Here is an 18897-nt window from a genome sequence, read left to right as displayed (position 1 = left end):
CGGGATGACGAGGGCGGAAAAAAACCACCAGCACGGGCTCTGCCCCGGCAATAACCGAGGACCCGGGTCTGGCAAAGCGGCGGAGTATACATACGTTCTTGAATGTATGTATATTCTGGGGAAATTCGACGACACGCTGATGACCGATGCAGGAGGTATGCCATGGTCCGACGAACCAAGGCGGATGCCGAAGCCACCCGACACCGGCTGCTTGATGCGGCCGAGACGCTATTCCAGCACAAAGGGGTTTCCAACACGTCGCTCCACGATATTGCGGTGGCTGCAGGCACCACGCGGGGGGCGATCTATTGGCACTTCAAGGACAAGGCCGACCTGTTCAACGCCATGATGGAGCGGGTTTCGCTGCCGCTGGAGGAAGCCCTGGCCTGCCTGGGGGCCAGCGCTGACCGCGTGGACGACCCGGTGCGGGCGCTGCGCCTCATGACGCGCACGGCTCTGCGCCGCGTGGCGACCGATGAACAGACCCGCCGGGTGTTCGAGGTCGCCACCCATCAGGTGGAATACACCACCGAAATGTCCGCCGTCCGCGAACGGCACCTGCGGGTGCGCAACGATTGCATGCAGCAGTCCGAACAGGCGCTGGCCGCTGCTGCGGCCCGAGAGCGCGTGCACCTGGCCATGCCCGTGTCCACAGCGGCCCTGGGCATGCATGTGATGATCGACGGCCTGATCCAGAACTGGCTGCTGCAGTCCGAGGCCTTCGACCTGGTGAACACTGGCACCCGCGTGCTCGACACCTATCTGCGGGGTCTGGGCTTCCGCCTGCCGGACCACGAAACGCTGGCGGACAACGACGACGCTGCGATCAACGCGGCCCCGCAGTGTCCGACCCAGCGCCCCTGACCCGTTCGGGGTCGGCCTCCGGCCGGGGCAGTCGCCAGGCCAGCGGCGCGCCCACCCCAACCAGCCCCCCCACACTCCAGAACACCGCCCCCACCCCCACCAGGGCCCCGGCAGACCCGAACAGCAGCGGCATGACCACGCTGGACGCGTTGATCGCCATCGAACGCAGGCCCAGCGCTTCGCCATGCCGGTGCCGGGGCGTGATCTGGTGCAGGGTGCTCATCACCATCGGCTGCACCGAGCCCAGCGCCAGCCCAAGCAACACCGACAGGGCGGCCATGGTCCAGGCCGACGGCGCCAGGGGATACACCGCGAACAGCGCCGCCGTCGCCACCATGGCCACGGTGATCACCTGGGCCTCGTGCAGGCGCGCCGCGATCCAGGGCATGAGCAGGCGGATGGCGGTGGCAGCGAGTGCAAAGCCGCCCAGAATGCTCCCGATCACCGTGGCCGACAGCCCCCGCTCGTGGCCGATCACCGGCACCAGAAAGGTGTGCACATCCCAGCAGGACGACAACAGCCAATTGACCAGCATGAGATCGCGGAACCCCCGCTCACGCAGCAGCGTCCACGACGACGAGCGCGCGGCCCCGGCCGGGCGCGGGCTGGCCGGCAGCTCGGCGACCGGCCTCACCCACCACAGCGCGAGCGGCGGCAACAGGGCCAGCAGCAGATAGGCGGCGCGAAACCCGGCCGCATCGATCAGCAGACCGGCCACGAACGGGCCCAGGAAGTTCGACACCGACGGCCCGAGCGCCAACCAGCTGAACACCTGGCGCAGCTCGGCCGGGCTGCTGGCCAGCGCGCCCACATGGCGCTGCAGAGCGATCACGGCCAGACCCGCCGCGGCGCCACTGGTGAGCGCGGTCAGGCACAGCACCCCGAACACCGGCCAGGCCACGGCCAAAGCCCCCCCGGCAACGGCCACCACCACGGCCACCCGCAGCGGTCGCTTGAGTCCGTGGCGGTCAGCGTAGCGCCCGGCCGGCAGCGACAGCACCACCTGCGCCAGCGAAAACAGCGCCAGCAGCACGCCCACCGCGATGGCGCTGTGCCCCTCGCGCAAGGCCATGAGCGGCGCGGCCATGCGAAAGCCGGTCATGCACCCGTGCACACAGACCTGCGACCCGATCAGGCGCACCAGCGACGGCAGCAGCGAGCGGCTCAAGCGTCACTCTGCGGGTCGGCCTGCTCGGGCGGCAGCAGTGCCTGCGCGCGGTCCTGCGGCAGCGCTTCGACCGACTTGAGCGCCCGCCCCATGGCACGGCTGCGCACCTCGGCCGCATCCAGGCTGTTGAGCACCGTCTGGGTCTGGTTCTTCACCTTCGCCAAGACATCGCCAAACTTGCCGAATTCGGTCTTGACCGCGCCCAGCACCTGCCAGACCTCGCTGCTGCGCTTTTCCAGCGCCAGCGTGCGAAAGCCCATCTGCAGCGAATTGAGCATGGCCATCAGCGTGGTCGGCCCGGCCAGCGTGACGCGGTGGTCGCGCTGCAGGGCCTCCATCAGGCCGGGCCGGCGCAGCACCTCGGCATAGAGGCCTTCGGTCGGCAGAAACAGGATGGCGAAGTCGGTGGTGTGCGGCGGCTCCAGGTATTTGTCGGCGATCGACCGCGCCTCCAGCCGGATGCGCTGCTCCAGGGCGCGCGCCGCGATCTCGGCGGCTTCGGCGTCGGCGCGCTGCTGCGCATCGAGCAGGCGCTCGTAGTCCTCGTTGGGGAACTTGGCGTCGATCGGCAACCAGCAGGGCGCACCGTCGTCACCGCGTCCGGGCAACCGGATGGCGAAGTCGACCACGTTGCGGCTGTTGGGCCGCGTTACCACCTGGGCGGCGTACTGTTCGGGCGCAAACACCTGTTCCAGCAAAGCCGCGAGCTGGGTCTCGCCGAACATGCCGCGCGTCTTCACGTTGGTAAGCAGGTGCTTGAGATCGCCCACCCCTTGCGCCAGGGTCTGCATTTCCCCCAGCCCCCGGTGCACCTGTTCCAGCCGGTCGGCCACCTGTTTGAAGCTCTCGCCCAGACGGGCCTCCAGCGTGGCGTGCAGCTTTTCGTCCACCGTGGCGCGCATCTCTTCGAGCTTGCCGGCGTTGCTCTGCTGCAGCTGGGCCAGTTGCTGTTCCAGCGTGGCGCGCACCTCGGCCAGGCGGCGTGCGTTGGCCTCGCTCAGGTCCTGCAACTGGCGCGTGAGCGTGTCGCCCAGCGTGCCACGCAGTTGCACCAGTTGCTGCGCAAAAGCGTCGATCTGCGCGTTCTGTGTGCGCGTCGCCTCGGCCGCCTGCTGCGTGATGCCCAGGCTGATCGCCTGCAACTGCTGCGTCAGGGTGTCCCCCAGCGTGCCACGCAACTGCAGCAGTTGCTGGGCAAAGGCGTCGAGTTGCGCGTTCTGGGTGCGGGTGGCTTCCGCCCCCTGGCGCGATAGGGTTTCCTGGAAGGTGGCCAGGGTTTGCTGCACCTCCTGGCGGCCACCGCGCGCGTTCTCGCCGATCTCGCGCCGCAACTCGCTTTCAACACGCTCGATGCGCTGCGTGCTCTGCTGGCCCAGGCTCTGCAACTGCGAAAGCAGCTGCTGCTGACGCGCGAGCGCCTGGTCGTCCACCGGCGGCTTGCGGAGCCACAGCGCCACCCCGATCAACCCGTTGACCAGCAGCAACGCCAGCACCACCCACAGCCACCACATCTCGTTCATGGGGCGAGATTATCGGCGCCTGCCGCCACCCGCGCAGCGGGTGGGGCAACTCAGTGCCGGCCGATGACCTGCGGGTTCAGCGGGGTCAGCGCCCGCCCTTCGGTCAGGTAGGCGATGAGGTTGTCGGCCGCCAGGGTGGCCATGGCCAGGCGCGTGGGCCGCGTGGCGCTGGCGATGTGGGGCGTGAGCACCACGTTGGGCACGGTCAGCAGCGCGGGATTGACGGCCGGCTCGCCCTCGAACACGTCAAGCCCCGCCGCGGCCAGGCGCTGCTCGCGCAACGCCGCCACCAGCGCATCCTCGTCGACGATGCCGCCCCGCGCGATGTTGATGAGCGTGGCCGTGGGTTTCATGCGGGCGAGTTCGGCCGCGCCCACGGTGTGGTGCGCCGCCGGGGTGTAGGGCAGCACCAGCACGAGGTGATCGGCCTGGGCGAACAGCGTGTCGCGGTCCACATAGCGGGCGCCGACGCGGGCCTCCTGCTCGGGCGAGAGGGGCGAGCGGTTGTGGTAGATCACCGGCATGCCGAAACCGAGCGCGCCACGGCGCGCGATGGCCTGGCCGATGCGGCCCATGCCCAGAATGCCCAGGGTGCTGCCATGCACCTCGGCCCCGGCGAACAGGTCCAGCGACCACTGCTTCCACCGCCCGGCGCGCAGGTAGTGCTCGCTCTCGGTGACACGGCGGGCGGTGGCCATGAGCAGCGCGAAACCGAAATCGGCCGTGGTTTCGGTCAGCACGTCGGGCGCGTTGGTGCCCAGCACGCCGGCGCTGGTCATCGCTTCGAGATCGAAGTTGTTGTGGCCGACGGCCAGATTGGCCACCACCTTCAACTGCGGGCACGCCGCCAACAGCGCGCCGTCGATGCGTTCGCTGCCGGTGGTGAGCACGCCCACCTTGCCCTGCAGGCGTTCGCGCAGTTCGGCCGGCGACCAGGCCACGCCGTCGGGCGTGGTTTCCACCTCGAAGTGCAGCCGCAGCTTGTCGATCACCTCGGGGAAGACGGCCCGGGCCACGAGGATGGCGGGACGCGCGCTCATGCCAGTTGCCCCCGCATCACAGGAAGAACACCCAGGTCATCAGCGCGAACAGCGGCAGCAGGATGGCGCCCGACCAGAGCATGTAGCCAAAGAAGCTGGGCATCTTGACGCCGCGGTCTTCGGCGATGGCCTTGACCATCAGGTTTGGCGCGTTGCCGATGTAGGAGTTGGCCCCCATGAACACCGCGCCGGCCGAGATGGCGGCCAGCGTGGGTGCCAGCGTGGTCATCAGCACCTGCGGGTCGCCACCGGCGGTGTTGAAGAACACCAGGTAGGTCGGCGCGTTGTCCAGGAACGAACTCAGGATGCCGGTGGCCCAGAAATAGGCCGCCGGATTGGGCGACCCGTCCGGGTTGGTCACCGCCTTCACGATGGCGCCGAAGGGGCCTTCCACACCGGCCTTGAGCATGGCAATCACGGGAATGATGGTCAGGAAAATACCGGCGAACAGCTTGGCCACTTCCTGCATCGGTGCCCAGTTGAACTGGTTGTCCGCATGCACGCTGCCTGGCGTGACCTGCAGCGAAACCACGGTCACAACGAGCAGGCCGATATCGCGCAGCAGGCCCGGCAGACCGACGTGGGTACCGGCGATGTCGAACACCACGTCGGACTTCCAGAGGCCGCTCATCAGCACCAGCCCCACCACGCAGCCGAGCAGCACGAAATTGATGCGACCATCGAAGCCGAACTTTTCGTCTGCCGGCGTGGGATCGACCGGCCGGATTTCTTCGCGGCGGTGAAAGTACCACCAGTCCATGGCGTAGAAGATCGCCAGCAGCGCACCGACCAGCAGCGCGGTGTCGGGCAGGATGTGGATGAAGGTCCACGAGAAATCCACACCCTTGAGGAAGCCCAGGAACAGCGGGGGATCGCCCAGCGGCGTGAGCGAACCACCGGCGTTGCTGACGATGAAGATGAAGAACACCACCACATGCACCACGTGCTTGCGGTTGTCGTTGGCACGGATCAGCGGGCGGATCAGCAGCATCGACGCACCGGTCGTGCCCATGAAGCTCGCCAGCACGGCACCGATGGCCAGGATGGCCGTGTTCAGCCCCGGACTGCCACGCAGATTGCCCCGGATGTAGATCCCCCCGGCCACGGTGAACAGCGCGGTGAGCAGGATGATGAAGGGGATGTACTCGGCCAGCAGCGCGTGCACGATGCCCGCCCCGGCCACACCCGGGCCGAACACGATGGCGAAAGGCAGCAGGAACGCCAGCGCCCAGGCCGCCGAAATCTTGCCGAAGTGGTGGTGCCAGAACATCGGCGCCAGCAGCGGGAACAGGGCGATGGACAGCAGAATGCCGGCAAACGGCACGCCCCACATCACCGACAGCTGGCTGCCGTCCAGGTCGGCGGCGCGGGCCAGCGCCGGCGCCAGCAGGCCCAGGATGGGCAGGACCGCGCGCGGGGCGCGGGAAAACAGGGAGGTCATGAACGTGTCTCCAGAAGCGGGCCGCGCGGCGATCAGACGGCGAGCAGGTCCACTTCAAACAGCAGGGTCGCGTTGGGCGGGATCACGCCACCGGCCCCGCGTGCGCCATAACCCAGCTGCGGCGGAATCACGAGGCGGCGCGTGCCCCCCACGGCCATGCCCTGCACGCCTTCGTCCCAGCCCTTGATGACATGGCCAGCCCCCAGGGGAAACTCGAACGGCAGGCCACGGTCCTTGCTGGAATCGAACTTGGCGCCTTGCACGCCGTCCTGGAACAGCCATCCGGTGTAGTGCACCTGCACCGGGCGGCCGGCCTGGGCCACCTCGCCCTGTCCGATCACGGTGTCTTCATATTGCAGGCCGCTGGGGGTGGTGATCATCACGAATCTCCTTCGTTGATTGTGTTGGGCAAAGGCGCGATTATCCAACCACGCTCTGAGCACGGCCTGACGGCGCCCTGTCCCCGGGTGCCGGACCGTCCGCGACAGCCCCGGATCACCGCCTGCCCCCCGATAGAATGGCCCGCAGCCATCGCGCTTCCGAGCCCCGACCGAGGGCGCCCACCGCACACCAGGAATCTTCCATGAGCGTCTACGACAAACTCCACCAACTCGGCATTGCCCTGCCCCCCGTGGCCGTGCCGGCCGCGGCCTACGTGCCCTTCGTGCAGACCGGCAAGCTGGTCTTCATCAGCGGCCACATCGCCAAGCGGGACGGCAAGCCTTGGACCGGGCAGCTCGGCCTGAACACCACCACCGACGAAGGCAAGGCCGCGGCGCGTGCCATCGCCATCGACCTGCTGGGCACGCTGGAAGCAGCGGCCCGCGCGGCCGGCACCGACCTTGACGGCGTCAAGCGCATCGTCAAGGTGATGAGCCTGGTCAATTCCACGCCCACCTACACCGAACAGCACCTGGTCACCAACGGCGCCAGCGAACTCTTCGGCGAGGTTTTTGGCCCAGCCATCGGTGCACACGCCCGCAGCGCTTTCGGCGTCGCGCAGATCCCGATGGGAGCCTGCGTGGAAATCGAGCTGATCGCCGAGCTGGCCTGAACGCGGCACACCGGCGCGGCCCATGGCGATGCATCCCGTTCCCCTCGACCGGGCCAGCCGCCTGCTCAACCACGGCCCCACCGTGCTGGTGGGCAGCCGGCACGGCGACCGCGCCAACGTGATGGCGGCGGCCTGGGCCATGACGCTGGATTTCGAGCCGCCGAAAGTCTCGGTGGTGATCGACAAGGCCACCCTCACCCGCACCCTGGTGGAAGCCAGCGGCGTGCTCAGCCTCTGTGTGCCCTGCGCGGCCCAGGCCGGGCTGGTGCGGGCGGTCGGCAACGAGAGTGGTCGGGACCACCCCGACAAGCTCGACCGTTGCCAGGTGGCCTGGGAGCCCGGGCCGCTGACGGGCTGCCCGCTGGTGCAAGGGGCCATCGCCTGGATGGAGTGCCGGGTCCTGCCGGCGACCGCACACGTTGCCGGCCCGCACGACCTGATCCTGGCCGAGGTAGTCAGCGCCTGGGCCGACGACCGCGTCTTTTTCAACGGGCGCTGGCATTTCGAAACCGCCCCGCCCGATCTGCGCAGCCTGCACCACGTGGCAGGCGGGCACTTCTACGCCATCGGCGAGCCACTGCCCCCGCCGGAAACCCGCTGATCGCGGCCCCACCTCCGTGGATCCCCCCCCGACGCCCGCCCCATCCCCGGCCGGGTGCGCGCAGTGGGTCTGCGGATGGGACCTGGGCCACAACGCGGCCGGCCGCGCCCACACCCTGGCGGAACTGCATGCCCAGGCCGCACCGACCGGGCTCATGGGTTGCCTGGACGGCGCCACCCACGCCCACCTCTGGGAACCGATCCGCGACACCGCCCTGCCGCTCCAGGCCCTGGTGGTCGATGACTGGAGCGCCTTCGTGCGGCAGGCCCGGCATTTTGTCGAACACCACCCCTGCCGCCTGCTGCACCTGTCCAAGCCCCGCGGCCCCAACCTGGTGCTGGGCCTGCTCTACAAGCAGCGCTGGTCCACCACGGTGCTGATGGACATCGACGATGAGGAACTGAGCTTCGTCGGCGACCCCACACCGACCACCCTGGACGGGTACGTGACCACACAGGGTGCGTTGCCCCCATGGCACGAACTGCGCGGTGCCGACTGGACCCGCATCGCGGTCGGCCATGCCCGGGACTTCGATGCCGTCACCGTGTCCAATCCGGCGCTGCAGCAGCGTTATGGCGGGCTCCTTCTCGCGCACGCCCGCGACGGTTCGGCCGGCCCGGCGGACGAAGCCAACCGCCAGCGCAGCCGCGCCGCGCTGGGCCTGCCCGCCGGCGCACGGGTGGTGCTGTTTTTCGGCACACCCCGGGCACACAAAGGTCTGTTGCACACGGCGCACGCCATGGCCTCGCTGCGCTGCCCGAACGCGGTGTTCACCGTGGTCGGCGAGTTTCCCGACCCCAACCTCCAGGCCGCGCTGCTCGCGGTGCCCGGGATCCGGGTGCACCTGCTGGGCAACCAGCCCTTTGGGCGCACCCCGGCCATCGTGGCCGCCGCCGACGCCTGTGTCCTCATGCAAGACCTGTCGTACGGCCCCGCGCGGTGGCAGATGCCGGCCAAAATCAGCGACGCGCTGGCCATGGGTGTGCCAGTGATCGCCAGCGCCGCCCCGGCCCTGCAGCCCCTGGTGGCCGCCGGAGCGCTGGAGGTGGCGACGCCTGCCAGCCTGGCCACGGTGCTGGACCGCCTGCTGCTGGACCCCGGACGGGCACGCGATCGCGGACTGGCAGGCCGCCGCTACTTCGACGCACACCTTTCCTTCGCGGCGCAGCGCGAGCCGCTGGACGCCCTGCTGCGGCAAACGGTGCCGCGGCCGCTGTCGCCCGCGTTGCAAGGCCTCCTCGCCCACCTAGGCTGAAGCGCTGCCGGCGCGCAGCACGCGTTCAGAACCAGGTGCTGACGGCGTCCACCACGCGGTAGCCGTCGTCCACCACCGGCAACCAGCGCCACTTGTCGAAGGTGGTGCAGGGGTGGGAGGTACCGCTGGCCACCGTCTCGCCGAGATGTGGCCATTCGGCCGGGGGCGCGCTCGCGTCGAAGCGCAGATAGGCATGTTGGTCGTTGAGCGCGTCGATGCGCCAGTGGGCCGGTACCGGCTGCGGCGCACCACCCTGGGCATCGGACCGCCACACCGGTTGCGGCAGGTCCAGGTCGTGGGCGACGTCGCGCTTGCCCATGGACAACAGCGCCAGACCGGGCTCGGGCTGGCTTTGCACGCAGGCCAGCACCTCCAGCGCGGGCTTCAGCGTCTCACGCAGGTTCAGGCGCTCGGCCACACAGCACAGGTAGCGCGTGTAGCGCTGGTGGTCGTGCGTGAGGTAGCAGCCCGAGCGCAGCACGCCGCGCACCGGGCGGCCAAGCTCGGGGGTCAGGCGCGCCGCCACGAGGTCGAAGATGGCCGAGCCGCCCGCGGTGAGGACGATTTCGTCGCGGCCGAACCAACCTTGCGCGATGGCTTCGCGCGCGATGGCATCCACCCGGTCCATCAGGCCCTGCACGGTGGCGCTGTCTTTGGCGTGGTCGCAGTGGGCGGTCGTGCCTTCGTAGCACTCGATGCCCACGAGCTGCAGCACCGGGCTGGCAGCGATGCGCGCGGCCGTCTGCCGCGCCTCGTCCGCCGTGCGGGTGCCCGTGCGCTGGCCCGCGATGCCCAGTTCCAGCAGCACCTCGAAGCGGCCCTGGAACGACCGGCTGGCGGCCCAAGCCTAGATGGCGTCGACCTGCCCGACCGCGTCCACCAGGAACATCGAACGCAGATCGGGCCGCTCGGCGTGCAGCGCCGCCAGCGCGTCGAGCTCGGCACGCTGGATCACCTGGTTGGCGATCAGCAGCACCGGCACCCGATGGCGCGCGCCGACGGCGGCCTGGAACACGGTGGCGAAGCTGATACCCCAGGCGCCGGCGTCGAGCTGCATCTGCCAGAGCTCGGGCGACATGCTGGTCTTGCCATGCGGTGCCAGATGCAGCGCGCGCTGCGCGCAGAAGTCGCGCATCCAGTGCAGGTTGTGCCGCAGGGCAGACTGTTTGAGCACCGCCAGCGGCAGCGGCAGGTCGCCACGCAGCAGGTTCCAGCCTTGCGCCGGGATCTGCTCGCGAACGAGTGGCGCGCCCGCCGAAGGGAAGCCCTTGAGGTGAGGTCCAAAGACAGGTCGGGGTGCGGTCATGGCAGCAGACGGTGTATTCAGTCCAGCGGCCACTGCAGGGCCTTGGGCAGGTTTTTGGGCGGGTGATCGGGCTCGGCGGCCGGCGCCGGGCCGGCTTTGATCTCGACGCGCCGCCACCACGGGTCGGTGCGCTCCACGTGTGCGGGCTCCACCGCCTGGCCCAGTTGGGGCATCAGCAGCGGCGCATCGTGTTTCTCGGCCAGCGCATGAAGCACCTCGGCTGGCTGGTCCCAGGCGTGCATCGCCAGGCTGAACGTGCCCCAGTGCACCGGCAGCAGCACGCCACCACCGAGCAGCGCATGCGCCTTCATCGCGTTCTCGGGCCCGAGGTGGATGTCGCCCCAGGCGGGGTGGAAGGCGCCGATCTCCAGCATCACCAGATCGAATGGGCCCAGGCGCTGGCGAATCTCGGCGTAGGCGTCGGTCAGCCCGGTGTCGCCGCTGAAGAACACGCTGTGCCGGTCCGACCGAATGACCAGCGAGGACCAGAGCGTGGCGTTGCGGTCTTTGAGGCCGCGCCCGGAAAAGTGCTGCGAAGGCGCTGCGGTGACGGTGACCTCGCTGCCCGGCAGGCGGTGGCTCTCCCACCAGTCCAGTTCGGTGATGCGTTCGGCCGGCACGCCCCAGGCCTGCAGGTGCGCACCGACGCCGAGCGAGGTGACGAAGGGCACCCCGCGCTTGTTCAGCTCGCGCACCGTGGGGTAGTCCAGGTGGTCGTAGTGGTCATGCGAGACCAGGGCCGCGTCCACCGGAGGCAGTTCTTTGACCTTGAGCGGCACGGGCTGAAAGCGTTTGGGGCCAACCAGGGTGGACGGCGAGGCGCGCGGCCCCCAGACCGGGTCGGTCAGCAGGCGTTTGCCGCCAATCTCGATCAGCACCGTCGAATGCCCGAGCCAGGTGGCCCGCAGACCGCTCTGCGGGGCCCGGCGCCAGCCTTCGAGCGGGTTCACGGCGGGCAGCGGCGCGGTGGGCACACGGCGCTCGCCGCCACACAGGAAATCGGTCAGGCCCGGAAAGGGCACACCCGGGTCGCGCAGCCCCGGCGCCACCGGGTAGACGTTGTGAAAGCCCTCGCCGCGCCACTGCGGCGAGCCCTTCATGCGGTCCAGCCGCTCGCCGTCAGCGCGTTTGCCCAGTGATTTCATGGCCGTCCTTTCCGTGAACCACCATTCTGCGGGCTGCGCCCAGGCCCCGCCCGCGTCAGTGCTTTTGTCGGCGCGCGGCGGCCCGCCGGACCTGCCGGCTCTGTTGCGCCAGGGCCTCGCGGGCCTGCTCCGCCGCACGGGCCTCGCGCCGCGCCCTGAGCCACCGGCCGACGAGCCGCGCCGCCCCGAACGCAAGCGCAAAGCCCACGGCCATGATCACCACGCTGGCACCGCTGAACGCCATGCTCATTCCACCCGGGTGATGCGCTGCGGCTTGAAGCCGAGGTCGGCCGCCTTGCCCTTGCGTGCCCGCGCGGCCTTGGCGTTGTTGAGGCTGCGGATTTCGAGCGTCTCGTCGCGCTCCTTGCCGCCACGGCCGATGCCGTCGATGCGGATGCTGCGCGTGTAGGCACAGGCGCCAGCCAGCGTGTCCTTGTCCTCCAGGTCGATCAGCATCAGGCCACGACCGCCTTTCTCCATCAGCTTCAGTTCGCCGATCTCGAAGGTCAGGATGCGCCCGCCGGTCGAGGCGCAGGCCACGTGCGTCGCGGGCACCAGCGGCTGGCTGCCCGAGCTGTGGGCCACGTGCGAGGGCGCGCAGATGGTTTCGCCCTCGCCCACGCTGATGAAGGCCTTGCCCGCCTTCTGGCGCGAGACCAGGTTCTCGACCGTCGCCAGGAAGCCGTAACCGCCGGTGCCCGACAGCAGCAGCGTGGCGTTGGCCGGGCCGGCGAAGTAGTGCGCGGGCTGGGTGCCGGCTTCCAGATCGATCAGCGTCGTGATCGGCTGGCCATCGCCACGCCCCCCTGGCAGGCTGGCCACCGGCACGCTGTACACACGACCCACACCGTTCTGTGCCGTGCCGAAAACGATGAGCACGTCCACTGTGCGGCACTCGAAGGTGCCGTACAGGCCATCGCCGGCCTTGAAGGCGAAGCTGGCGGCCTCGTGGCCGTGGCCGGTGCGCGCACGCACCCAGCCCTTGCTGGAGATCACCACCGTGACCGGCTCGTCCACCACCTTGATCTCGGCCACGGCCTTCTTCTCGGCCTGAATCAGGGTGCGGCGCGGGTCGGCGAAGGTCTTGGCGTCCTGCTCGATTTCCTTGACCATCAGGCGCTTCAAGCTCGCCGGATTGGCCAGAATGTCTTCGAGCTTGCCCTGCTCTTCGCGCAGCTCCTTCAGTTCCTGCTCGATCTTGATCGCTTCAAGCTTGGCCAACTGGCGCAAGCGGATTTCAAGAATGTCCTCGGCCTGGCGATCGCTGAGTTTGAACGCCTCGATCAGCGCAGCCTTGGGCTCGTCGCTGTGGCGGATGATGCGGATCACCTCGTCGATGTTCAGCAGCACCAGCTGCCGGCCTTCGAGGATGTGGATGCGGTCCAGCACCTTGTTCAGGCGGTGCTGGCTGCGGCGAATGATCGTCGTCTGGCGGAATTCGATCCACTCCTCCAGCATTTGGCGCAGGCTCTTCTGCGTCGGCCGGCCATCGAGCCCGATCATGGTCAGGTTGATCGGCGCCGAGCTTTCCAGGCTGGTGTGGGCCAGCAGCGCGGTGATGAGCTCCTGCTGCTCGATGCGGCTGCTCTTGGGTTCGAACACCAGGCGCACCGGCGCGTCCTTGCTCGACTCGTCGCGCACCGCGTCGAGCACCATCAGCATGCTGGCCTTGAGCTGGGTCTGGTCCTGGGTCAGCGCCTTCTTGCCGGCCTTGACCTTGGGGTTGGTGATCTCCTCGATCTCTTCGAGCACACGCTGGCTGCTCACGCCGGGCGGCAGCTCGTTCACCACCAATTGCCACTGGCCACGCGCCAGGTCTTCGATCTTCCAGCGCGCGCGCACCTTGAGGCTGCCGCGGCCGGTGCGGTAGGCGTCGGCGATGTCGCCGGCCGGGCTGATGATCTGGCCGCCACCGGGGTAATCCGGTCCGGGCAGGATGCTCAGCAGTTCCTCGTCGCTGAGCCTGGGGTTTTTGACCAGCGCCACGCAGGCATCGGCGACCTCGCGCAGGTTGTGGCTGGGGATCTCGGTGGCCAGGCCCACGGCGATGCCGCTGGCGCCGTTGAGCAGGTTGAACGGCAGGCGCGCGGGCAGCTGTTTGGGTTCTTCGAACGAGCCGTCGTAGGTGGGCATGAAGTCCACCGTGCCCTGGTCGATCTCGTCCAGCAGCAGCCCGGTGATCTTGGACAGGCGCGCTTCCGTGTAGCGCATGGCAGCGGCGCCATCGCCATCACGGCTGCCGAAGTTGCCCTGGCCGTCGATCAGCGGGTAGCGCTGGGAAAAGTCCTGCGCCATGCGCACCAGCGCGTCGTACGCCGCGCTGTCGCCGTGCGGGTGGTACTTGCCGAGCACGTCGCCGACCACACGGGCGCTCTTGACCGGCTTGGCCGCGGTATTGCCGGAAAAGCCCAGGCCCATGCGGTCCATGGCGTAAAGGATGCGGCGCTGCACCGGCTTCTGGCCGTCGGCCACGTCGGGCAGCGCGCGGCCCTTGACCACCGAAAGAGCGTATTCCAGGTAGGCCCGCTGGGCGTAGCTGGCCAGGTTGTCGTCACCGGCGTCGCCGCCCGCGGGCGCGGAAAGATCGGGAATGAGGGTGTCCATCGGTCAGTGAAGAAAAGCAGAAAGGGAGGCCGCCCCGGCCGGTGCCGGCAGCACCGCGCTCACGCGGGCGGGGCGCTCCCGCAGGGAGACGGTGGTGTCGGCCGGCCCGGTGGCCGGCGGGCGCAGCAACTGGTGCAGGCGGGAAACCGTGCGCACGTAGCGCTGGGTTTCGGCAAAGGGCGGAATCTGGTTGCCGTAGCGCTGCACCGCGCCTTCGCCAGCGTTGTAGGCGGCCAGCGCCAGCTCGGTCTGGCCGTCGAAGCGGCGCAGCAGCCAGGCCAGGTAGCGGGCCCCGGCCTGGAGATTGGTGCGTGGGTCGGTCAGGCGCGCAGGCACCGGCTGCCGGGCCGTGGCGTGCACACCGAAACGGCTCGCGGTGTCGGGCATGAGCTGCATCAGACCGATGGCCCCGCGCGGGCTCACGGCCTGCGGATCGAAGCCGGACTCGGTCGCCACCACGGCTTTGAGCAGTTCGTATTCGAGCCCGGCCGCGGCCGCGGCTTCGCGCATCAGGTGGCGCACGGCCTTGTAGGCGATGGACACCTCGAACGTGGCCAGCAGGCGCGCCGGGGCTGCCGCAGCCCCCTCGGCCGCACCCACGTCGGCATCGCCCGCGTACAGCAGGGCGTAGCGCGCATCCACGCGTTCACCGGCAAAGTGCGGCACCCCTTGCGGGTCCACAAAACCCCAGACCTGGGCCGACGCCGGTCCGGCCAGGGCCAGCCACAGCGCCAGCAGGCAAGCCCCCGAGCGCGCCAGGTGGCGCATCAGACGTCGACCTCCACCGAATCGCCGTGCAGCTCCATCAGTTCGCGCCGCGCCGCCGCCTCGCCCTTGCCCATGAGCTTGGTGATCAGGGCCTCGGTGCCGGCGAAGTCGAGCGCGCCCAGCGCCACGGGCATCAGGCGGCGCGTGTCGGGGTTGAGCGTGGTGTCCCACAGCTGTTCGGCGTTCATTTCGCCCAGCCCCTTGAAGCGGCTGATCTGGCACTTCTCGCGCGGCACCCCGTCCTTGGCGCACTTGTCGAGGATGGCGTTGAGCTCGCCCTCGTCCAGCGCGTACTGCTTGCTGGCGGGCTTCTTGCCGCGCGCCGGCACATCCACCCGGAACAGCGGCGGCCGCGCCACGTACACGTGCCCGGTCTCGATCAGCTTGGGAAAATGGCGGAAGAACAGCGTCAGCAGCAGCACCTGGATGTGCGAGCCGTCGACGTCGGCGTCGCTCAGGATGCAGACCTTGCCGTAGCGCAGGCCGCTCAGGTCCGGTGAATCGGCCGGCCCGTGCGGGTCGACGCCGATGGCGACCGAGATGTCGTGGATTTCGGTGTTGGCGAACAGGCGGTCGCGCTCGACCTCCCAGGTGTTGAGCACCTTGCCGCGCAGCGGCAGCACCGCCTGGCATTCCTTGTCGCGGCCCATCTTGGCGCTGCCGCCGGCCGAGTCGCCCTCCACCAGGAACAGCTCGTTGTGGGCGATGTCGCGGCTCTCGCAATCGGTCAGCTTGCCCGGCAGCACGGCCACGCCCGAACCCTTGCGCTTCTCGACCTTCTGCCCGGCGCGCTGGCGCGTCTGCGCCGCCTTGATGGCCAGCTCGGCCAGCTTCTTGCCGTATTCGACGTGCTGGTTCAACCAGAGCTCCAGCGCCGGCTTGACGAAATTGGACACCAGGCGCACCGCGTCGCGGGAGTTGAGTTTTTCCTTGACCTGGCCCTGGAACTGCGGGTCCAGCACCTTGGCGCTGAGCACGTACGAAGCCCGCGCGAACACGTCCTCGGGCAGGAGCTTCACGCCCTTGGGCAGCAGCGCGTGCAGCTCGATGAAGCTCTTGACCGCCTGGAACAGGCCGTCACGCAGACCGCTGTCGTGGGTGCCGCCCGCGCTGGTGGGAATGAGGTTGACGTAACTCTCGCGCACCGGCGCACCGTCTTCGGTGAACGCCACACACCAGCCCGCGCCCTCGCCTTCGGCGAACGTGTCGTCCTTGCTGTCGGCGTAACCTTCGCCGTCGAACACCGGGATCACCGGATCGGTGGTCAGCGTCTGCTGCAGGTAGTCGCGCAGCCCGCCCTTGTACTGCCAGCTCTGGGTGTCGCGGGTCTTTTCGTTGACCAGCGTCACCTGCACACCCGGCATCAGCACGGCCTTGCTGCGCAGCAGGTGGGTCAGCTCGCCCAGCGGCAGCGTGGCCGCGTCGAAGTATTTGGCGTCGGGCCAGGCGCGCACCGTGGTGCCCTGCCGGCGATCGCCCTCGCCCTTGGGCACCACCACCAGCGGCTCGATCACGTCGCCACCGGCAAAGGCCAGGCGCGCCACCTGGCCTTCGCGGAAACTGGCGACTTCCAGCCGGCTCGACAGGGCGTTGGTCACGCTCACACCCACGCCGTGCAGCCCCCCTGAAAAGCTGTAGGCGCCGCCCTTGCCCTTGTCGAACTTGCCGCCCGCGTGCAGCCGGGTGTAGACCAGTTCGATCACCGGGGCCTTTTCTTCCGGATGCAGACCGAACGGAATGCCGCGCCCGTCGTCTTCCACGCTGACCGAGCCGTCGCCATGCAGCGTGACCTTGATCTTCTTGCCGAACCCGGCCAGCGCCTCGTCGGCGGCGTTGTCCAGCACTTCCTGAATGATGTGCAGCGGGTTGTCGGTACGGGTGTACATGCCCGGCCGCTGCTTGACCGGCTCCAACCCTTTGAGAACGCGGATGGAGCCTTCGGAATAGTCGCTTGATTGGGTTGCCATGGCGGCGGATTGTAAGGTGCCCCGCACAAAACACTGTATGAAAGCACAGATCAAAAATGCACACGAAAGGCGAACTCCTGCGTTGATGCCGGCGGATCATCAATCGCCCGCAGTGATTTCATGACCCTGAGACGCGCAGGTGCATGCCGATTCCGGACGGATTGGCTACATTTGCCGGCTATGTCCGCCACTTCCGCTTCCTCCGCCGCGCCTCAGCGGCTGTCTGCCATGCAGGTGCTCGCCTGCGGCGCCGCCATCGTCACCCTGTCGATGGGCATCCGCCACGGCTTCGGCCTGTGGCTGCAACCGATCACCCAAGCCCAGGGCTGGACCCGGGAAACCTTTGCCTTCGCACTGGCGATCCAGAACCTGTCCTGGGGCCTCTTCGGCATCTTCGCCGGCATGGCGGCCGACCGCTTCGGGGCGTTCCGCGTGCTGCTGGTGGGCGCGGTCCTGTACGCCTTCGGCCTCATGGGCATGGCCCTGTCGTCCACGCCGCTGCTGTTCTCGCTGACCGCCGGGGTGCTGATCGGCGCGGCCCAGGCCGGCACCACCTATGCGGTCATCTATGGCGTGATCGGGCGCCAGATCCCGGCCGAACGCCGCTCCTGGGCCATGGGCGTGGCCGCGGCGGCCGGCTCTTTCGGCCAGTTCCTCATGGTGCCGGTCGAAGGCTGGCTGATCAGCGGTTTCGGCTGGCAGCAGGCGCTGCTCGTCCTCGCGGCGGCGGCCCTGCTGATCATGCCGCTGTCGCTGTACCTGCGTGAACCCGGCTTCGGCACGGGCGCGGCGCAGCACCGCGAGCAGACCATCGTGCAGGCCCTGCGCGAGGCCTTCGGCTACCGCAGTTTCCAGCTGCTGATGGCGGGCTACTTCGTCTGCGGCTTCCAGGTGGTGTTCATCGGCGTGCACATGCCCAGCTACCTCAAGGACCACGGCCTGTCGCCCCAGGTGGCCAGCTACGCGCTGGCGCTGATCGGTCTGTTCAACGTCTTCGGCACCTATGCCGCCGGCGTGCTCGGCCAGCGCCTGGCCAAACGCCACATCCTGGCATTCATCTACCTGGCGCGTGCCGTGGTCATCCTGGTGTTCCTTTGGGCGCCACTGACACCGATGAGCGTGTATGTGTTCTCGGCCGTCATGGGTGTGCTGTGGCTGTCCACCGTGCCGCCGACCAACGCCGTGGTGGCGCAGATCTTCGGCGTGGCGCACCTGTCCATGCTCGGCGGGTTCGTGTTTTTCAGCCACCAGATCGGCAGCTTCATGGGCGTGTGGCTCGGCGGCCTGCTCTACGACCGCACGGGCAGCTACGACGTCGTCTGGTACATCGCCATCGCGCTGGGGGTGTTTGCCGCGCTGATCAACCTGCCGGTGCGCGAGTCGGCCATCCGGCGCGGCCCTCAGCGGGTCGCGGCTTCCGCATGAAGCCGCGCGCCACCCAGGTGCTGGTATGGCTGGCCGTGGCCGCAGCGCTGGCCGCCACGCTGGCGCTGTACCGCCAGCCGGACTTCATGGTGAACCTGGCCGATCAGCTCTGGAGCTGCTTTTGAACACCCTGGCGGTGCAGCCGCCGCAGCCCCTGTCCCCGCCATCGGCCTGGGTCCGGCGCTGGTGCCACCTGATTCCGGCCGGCAGCGCCGTGCTGGACGTGGCCTGTGGATCCGGGCGGCATCTTTATGCGCTGCACGCACAGGGCCATCCCGTCACGGGCGTGGACCGATCGGCCGAAGCGGTGGAAAACACCCGTCCGCTGGCCGAGGCTGGCGCGCGCATCGTGCAGGCCGACATCGAAAACGGCCCCTGGCCGTTGCCCGGTGAGCGGTTTGGCGGGGTGGTGATCACCAACTACCTGTGGCGCCCGCTGCTGCCTACCCTCGTCGACAGCGTCGCGGAAGGCGGCGTGCTGATCTACGAAACCTTCGCGGCCGGCAACCAGACCGTCGGCAAACCTTCGCGACCGGTTTTTTTGCTGGCGCCCGGCGAACTGCTGCGCGCCTGCGCCGCGCTGCGCGTGGTGGCCTACGAAGACGGTTTTCTCGATCAGCCCGCACGTTTTGTGCAGCGCATCGCGGCCGTGCGGGAACCCCGCACTGCCCACGATCAGCCCCTGCGGCACGCCCTGATGGGCGCTGGGTAGAATGAGCGATTCGCGCGGGTACCGCCT

At 68.9% G+C, this 18897-nt stretch carries 19 protein-coding genes; 7 read left to right on the top strand and 12 right to left on the bottom strand.

Annotated features, from left to right (window positions below):
* The first annotated feature begins 162 nt into the window (after positions 1-162).
* Positions 163-864, top strand: coding sequence for a TetR family transcriptional regulator (locus QQK43_RS01170; protein ID WP_284306284.1), 702 nt, complete (start codon positions 163-165; stop codon positions 862-864).
* Here QQK43_RS01170 and QQK43_RS01165 read toward each other — a convergent pair.
* The 5 genes from QQK43_RS01165 to QQK43_RS01145 are packed head-to-tail and all read right to left on the bottom strand — an operon-like array spanning position 827 to position 6413.
* Entirely contained in the window at positions 827-2032 is a 1206-nt protein-coding gene (locus tag QQK43_RS01165; protein ID WP_370465186.1) for an MFS transporter, read from the bottom strand. The genes QQK43_RS01170 and QQK43_RS01165 overlap by 38 nt on opposite strands.
* On the bottom strand, positions 2029-3552 hold the full coding sequence (locus QQK43_RS01160; protein ID WP_284306283.1) for a DNA recombination protein RmuC: 1524 nt from the start codon (positions 3550-3552) through the stop codon (positions 2029-2031). Before QQK43_RS01160 ends, QQK43_RS01165 begins: the two co-directional genes overlap by 4 nt.
* A 50-nt stretch (positions 3553-3602) precedes the next feature.
* On the bottom strand, positions 3603-4592 hold the full coding sequence (locus QQK43_RS01155) for a 2-hydroxyacid dehydrogenase (protein ID WP_234263134.1): 990 nt from the start codon (positions 4590-4592) through the stop codon (positions 3603-3605).
* Positions 4593-4608: 16 nt separating this feature from the next.
* Complete coding sequence (locus QQK43_RS01150; RefSeq protein WP_284306282.1) at positions 4609-6033, bottom strand: sodium:proton antiporter; 1425 nt, start codon at positions 6031-6033, stop codon at positions 4609-4611.
* Between the two features lie 32 nt (positions 6034-6065).
* Entirely contained in the window at positions 6066-6413 is a 348-nt protein-coding gene (locus QQK43_RS01145) for an FKBP-type peptidyl-prolyl cis-trans isomerase (protein WP_234263137.1), read from the bottom strand.
* 203 nt (positions 6414-6616) lie between these two features.
* Here QQK43_RS01145 and QQK43_RS01140 point away from each other — a divergent pair, with 203 nt between their 5' ends.
* The 3 genes from QQK43_RS01140 to QQK43_RS01130 are packed head-to-tail and all read left to right on the top strand — an operon-like array spanning position 6617 to position 8943.
* Positions 6617-7087 carry a RidA family protein gene (locus tag QQK43_RS01140; protein ID WP_234263139.1) on the top strand — a complete coding sequence of 157 codons (471 nt, stop codon included), beginning with the start codon at positions 6617-6619 and terminating at the stop codon, positions 7085-7087.
* A gap of 22 nt (positions 7088-7109) precedes the next feature.
* Positions 7110-7688, top strand: coding sequence for a flavin reductase family protein (locus QQK43_RS01135; protein ID WP_284306281.1), 579 nt, complete (start codon positions 7110-7112; stop codon positions 7686-7688).
* 16 nt (positions 7689-7704) lie between these two features.
* Positions 7705-8943, top strand: a complete 1239-nt coding sequence (locus QQK43_RS01130) for a glycosyltransferase family 4 protein (RefSeq protein ID WP_284306280.1) — start codon at positions 7705-7707, stop codon at positions 8941-8943.
* Positions 8944-8968: 25 nt separating this feature from the next.
* Here the strand turns inward: QQK43_RS01130 and QQK43_RS01125 are convergent, their stop codons facing one another.
* The 7 genes from QQK43_RS01125 to QQK43_RS01095 are packed head-to-tail and all read right to left on the bottom strand — an operon-like array spanning position 8969 to position 16733.
* Positions 8969-9751, bottom strand: a complete 783-nt coding sequence (locus tag QQK43_RS01125; RefSeq protein WP_284306279.1) for a type III PLP-dependent enzyme domain-containing protein — start codon at positions 9749-9751, stop codon at positions 8969-8971.
* Between the two features lie 39 nt (positions 9752-9790).
* Positions 9791-10249, bottom strand: a complete 459-nt coding sequence (locus QQK43_RS01120; RefSeq protein ID WP_284306278.1) for a type III PLP-dependent enzyme domain-containing protein — start codon at positions 10247-10249, stop codon at positions 9791-9793.
* A 17-nt stretch (positions 10250-10266) separates the two neighbouring features.
* Positions 10267-11394, bottom strand: coding sequence for an MBL fold metallo-hydrolase (locus QQK43_RS01115; protein WP_284306277.1), 1128 nt, complete (start codon positions 11392-11394; stop codon positions 10267-10269).
* A 55-nt stretch (positions 11395-11449) separates the two neighbouring features.
* The gene (locus QQK43_RS01110; protein WP_284306276.1) at positions 11450-11638 is read right to left on the bottom strand and encodes a hypothetical protein; all 189 of its coding nucleotides are present in this window, start codon (positions 11636-11638) and stop codon (positions 11450-11452) included.
* A gap of 2 nt (positions 11639-11640) precedes the next feature.
* Entirely contained in the window at positions 11641-13998 is a 2358-nt protein-coding gene (gene parC, locus QQK43_RS01105; protein ID WP_234263147.1) for a DNA topoisomerase IV subunit A, read from the bottom strand.
* Positions 13999-14001: 3 nt separating this feature from the next.
* Positions 14002-14766, bottom strand: a complete 765-nt coding sequence (locus tag QQK43_RS01100; protein WP_284306274.1) for a lytic transglycosylase domain-containing protein — start codon at positions 14764-14766, stop codon at positions 14002-14004.
* A complete protein-coding gene (locus QQK43_RS01095; protein ID WP_284306273.1) occupies positions 14766-16733 on the bottom strand; it encodes a DNA topoisomerase IV subunit B in 1968 nt (655 codons plus the stop codon). The genes QQK43_RS01100 and QQK43_RS01095 overlap by 1 nt, the downstream gene beginning before the upstream one ends.
* A gap of 180 nt (positions 16734-16913) precedes the next feature.
* On the opposite strand from QQK43_RS01095, the gene QQK43_RS01090 reads away from it, so the two are divergent.
* The 3 genes from QQK43_RS01090 to QQK43_RS01080 are packed head-to-tail and all read left to right on the top strand — an operon-like array spanning position 16914 to position 18870.
* Positions 16914-18158, top strand: coding sequence for an MFS transporter (locus tag QQK43_RS01090; RefSeq protein ID WP_234263150.1), 1245 nt, complete (start codon positions 16914-16916; stop codon positions 18156-18158).
* Positions 18155-18283, top strand: coding sequence for a hypothetical protein (locus QQK43_RS01085; RefSeq protein ID WP_267966304.1), 129 nt, complete (start codon positions 18155-18157; stop codon positions 18281-18283). Before QQK43_RS01090 ends, QQK43_RS01085 begins: the two co-directional genes overlap by 4 nt.
* Complete coding sequence (locus tag QQK43_RS01080; protein ID WP_284306271.1) at positions 18280-18870, top strand: class I SAM-dependent methyltransferase; 591 nt, start codon at positions 18280-18282, stop codon at positions 18868-18870. Before QQK43_RS01085 ends, QQK43_RS01080 begins: the two co-directional genes overlap by 4 nt.
* Positions 18871-18897: the final 27 nt, after the last annotated feature.

It is taken from the genome of Hydrogenophaga electricum (assembly GCF_030160815.1).
GTDB lineage: Bacteria > Pseudomonadota > Gammaproteobacteria > Burkholderiales > Burkholderiaceae_C > Hydrogenophaga > Hydrogenophaga electricum.
This window is presented reverse-complemented; position numbering and strand designations above follow the sequence as displayed.

Bases quoted from the DNA above. Each gene is read 5' to 3' on its own strand.
- QQK43_RS01170 (WP_284306284.1), top strand. From the start codon at position 163: ATGGTCCGACGAACCAAGGCGGATGCCGAAGCCACCCGACACCGGCTG.
- QQK43_RS01160 (WP_284306283.1), bottom strand. From the start codon at position 3,552: ATGAACGAGATGTGGTGGCTGTGGGTGGTGCTGGCGTTGCTGCTGGTC.
- QQK43_RS01155 (WP_234263134.1), bottom strand. From the start codon at position 4,592: ATGAGCGCGCGTCCCGCCATCCTCGTGGCCCGGGCCGTCTTCCCCGAG.
- QQK43_RS01150 (WP_284306282.1), bottom strand. From the start codon at position 6,033: ATGACCTCCCTGTTTTCCCGCGCCCCGCGCGCGGTCCTGCCCATCCTG.
- QQK43_RS01145 (WP_234263137.1), bottom strand. From the start codon at position 6,413: ATGATCACCACCCCCAGCGGCCTGCAATATGAAGACACCGTGATCGGA.
- QQK43_RS01140 (WP_234263139.1), top strand. From the start codon at position 6,617: ATGAGCGTCTACGACAAACTCCACCAACTCGGCATTGCCCTGCCCCCC.
- QQK43_RS01135 (WP_284306281.1), top strand. From the start codon at position 7,110: ATGGCGATGCATCCCGTTCCCCTCGACCGGGCCAGCCGCCTGCTCAAC.
- QQK43_RS01120 (WP_284306278.1), bottom strand. From the start codon at position 10,249: ATGACCGCACCCCGACCTGTCTTTGGACCTCACCTCAAGGGCTTCCCT.
- QQK43_RS01115 (WP_284306277.1), bottom strand. From the start codon at position 11,394: ATGAAATCACTGGGCAAACGCGCTGACGGCGAGCGGCTGGACCGCATG.
- QQK43_RS01110 (WP_284306276.1), bottom strand. From the start codon at position 11,638: ATGGCGTTCAGCGGTGCCAGCGTGGTGATCATGGCCGTGGGCTTTGCG.
- parC (WP_234263147.1), bottom strand. From the start codon at position 13,998: ATGGACACCCTCATTCCCGATCTTTCCGCGCCCGCGGGCGGCGACGCC.
- QQK43_RS01100 (WP_284306274.1), bottom strand. From the start codon at position 14,766: ATGCGCCACCTGGCGCGCTCGGGGGCTTGCCTGCTGGCGCTGTGGCTG.
- QQK43_RS01095 (WP_284306273.1), bottom strand. From the start codon at position 16,733: ATGGCAACCCAATCAAGCGACTATTCCGAAGGCTCCATCCGCGTTCTC.
- QQK43_RS01090 (WP_234263150.1), top strand. From the start codon at position 16,914: ATGTCCGCCACTTCCGCTTCCTCCGCCGCGCCTCAGCGGCTGTCTGCC.
- QQK43_RS01085 (WP_267966304.1), top strand. From the start codon at position 18,155: ATGAAGCCGCGCGCCACCCAGGTGCTGGTATGGCTGGCCGTGGCCGCA.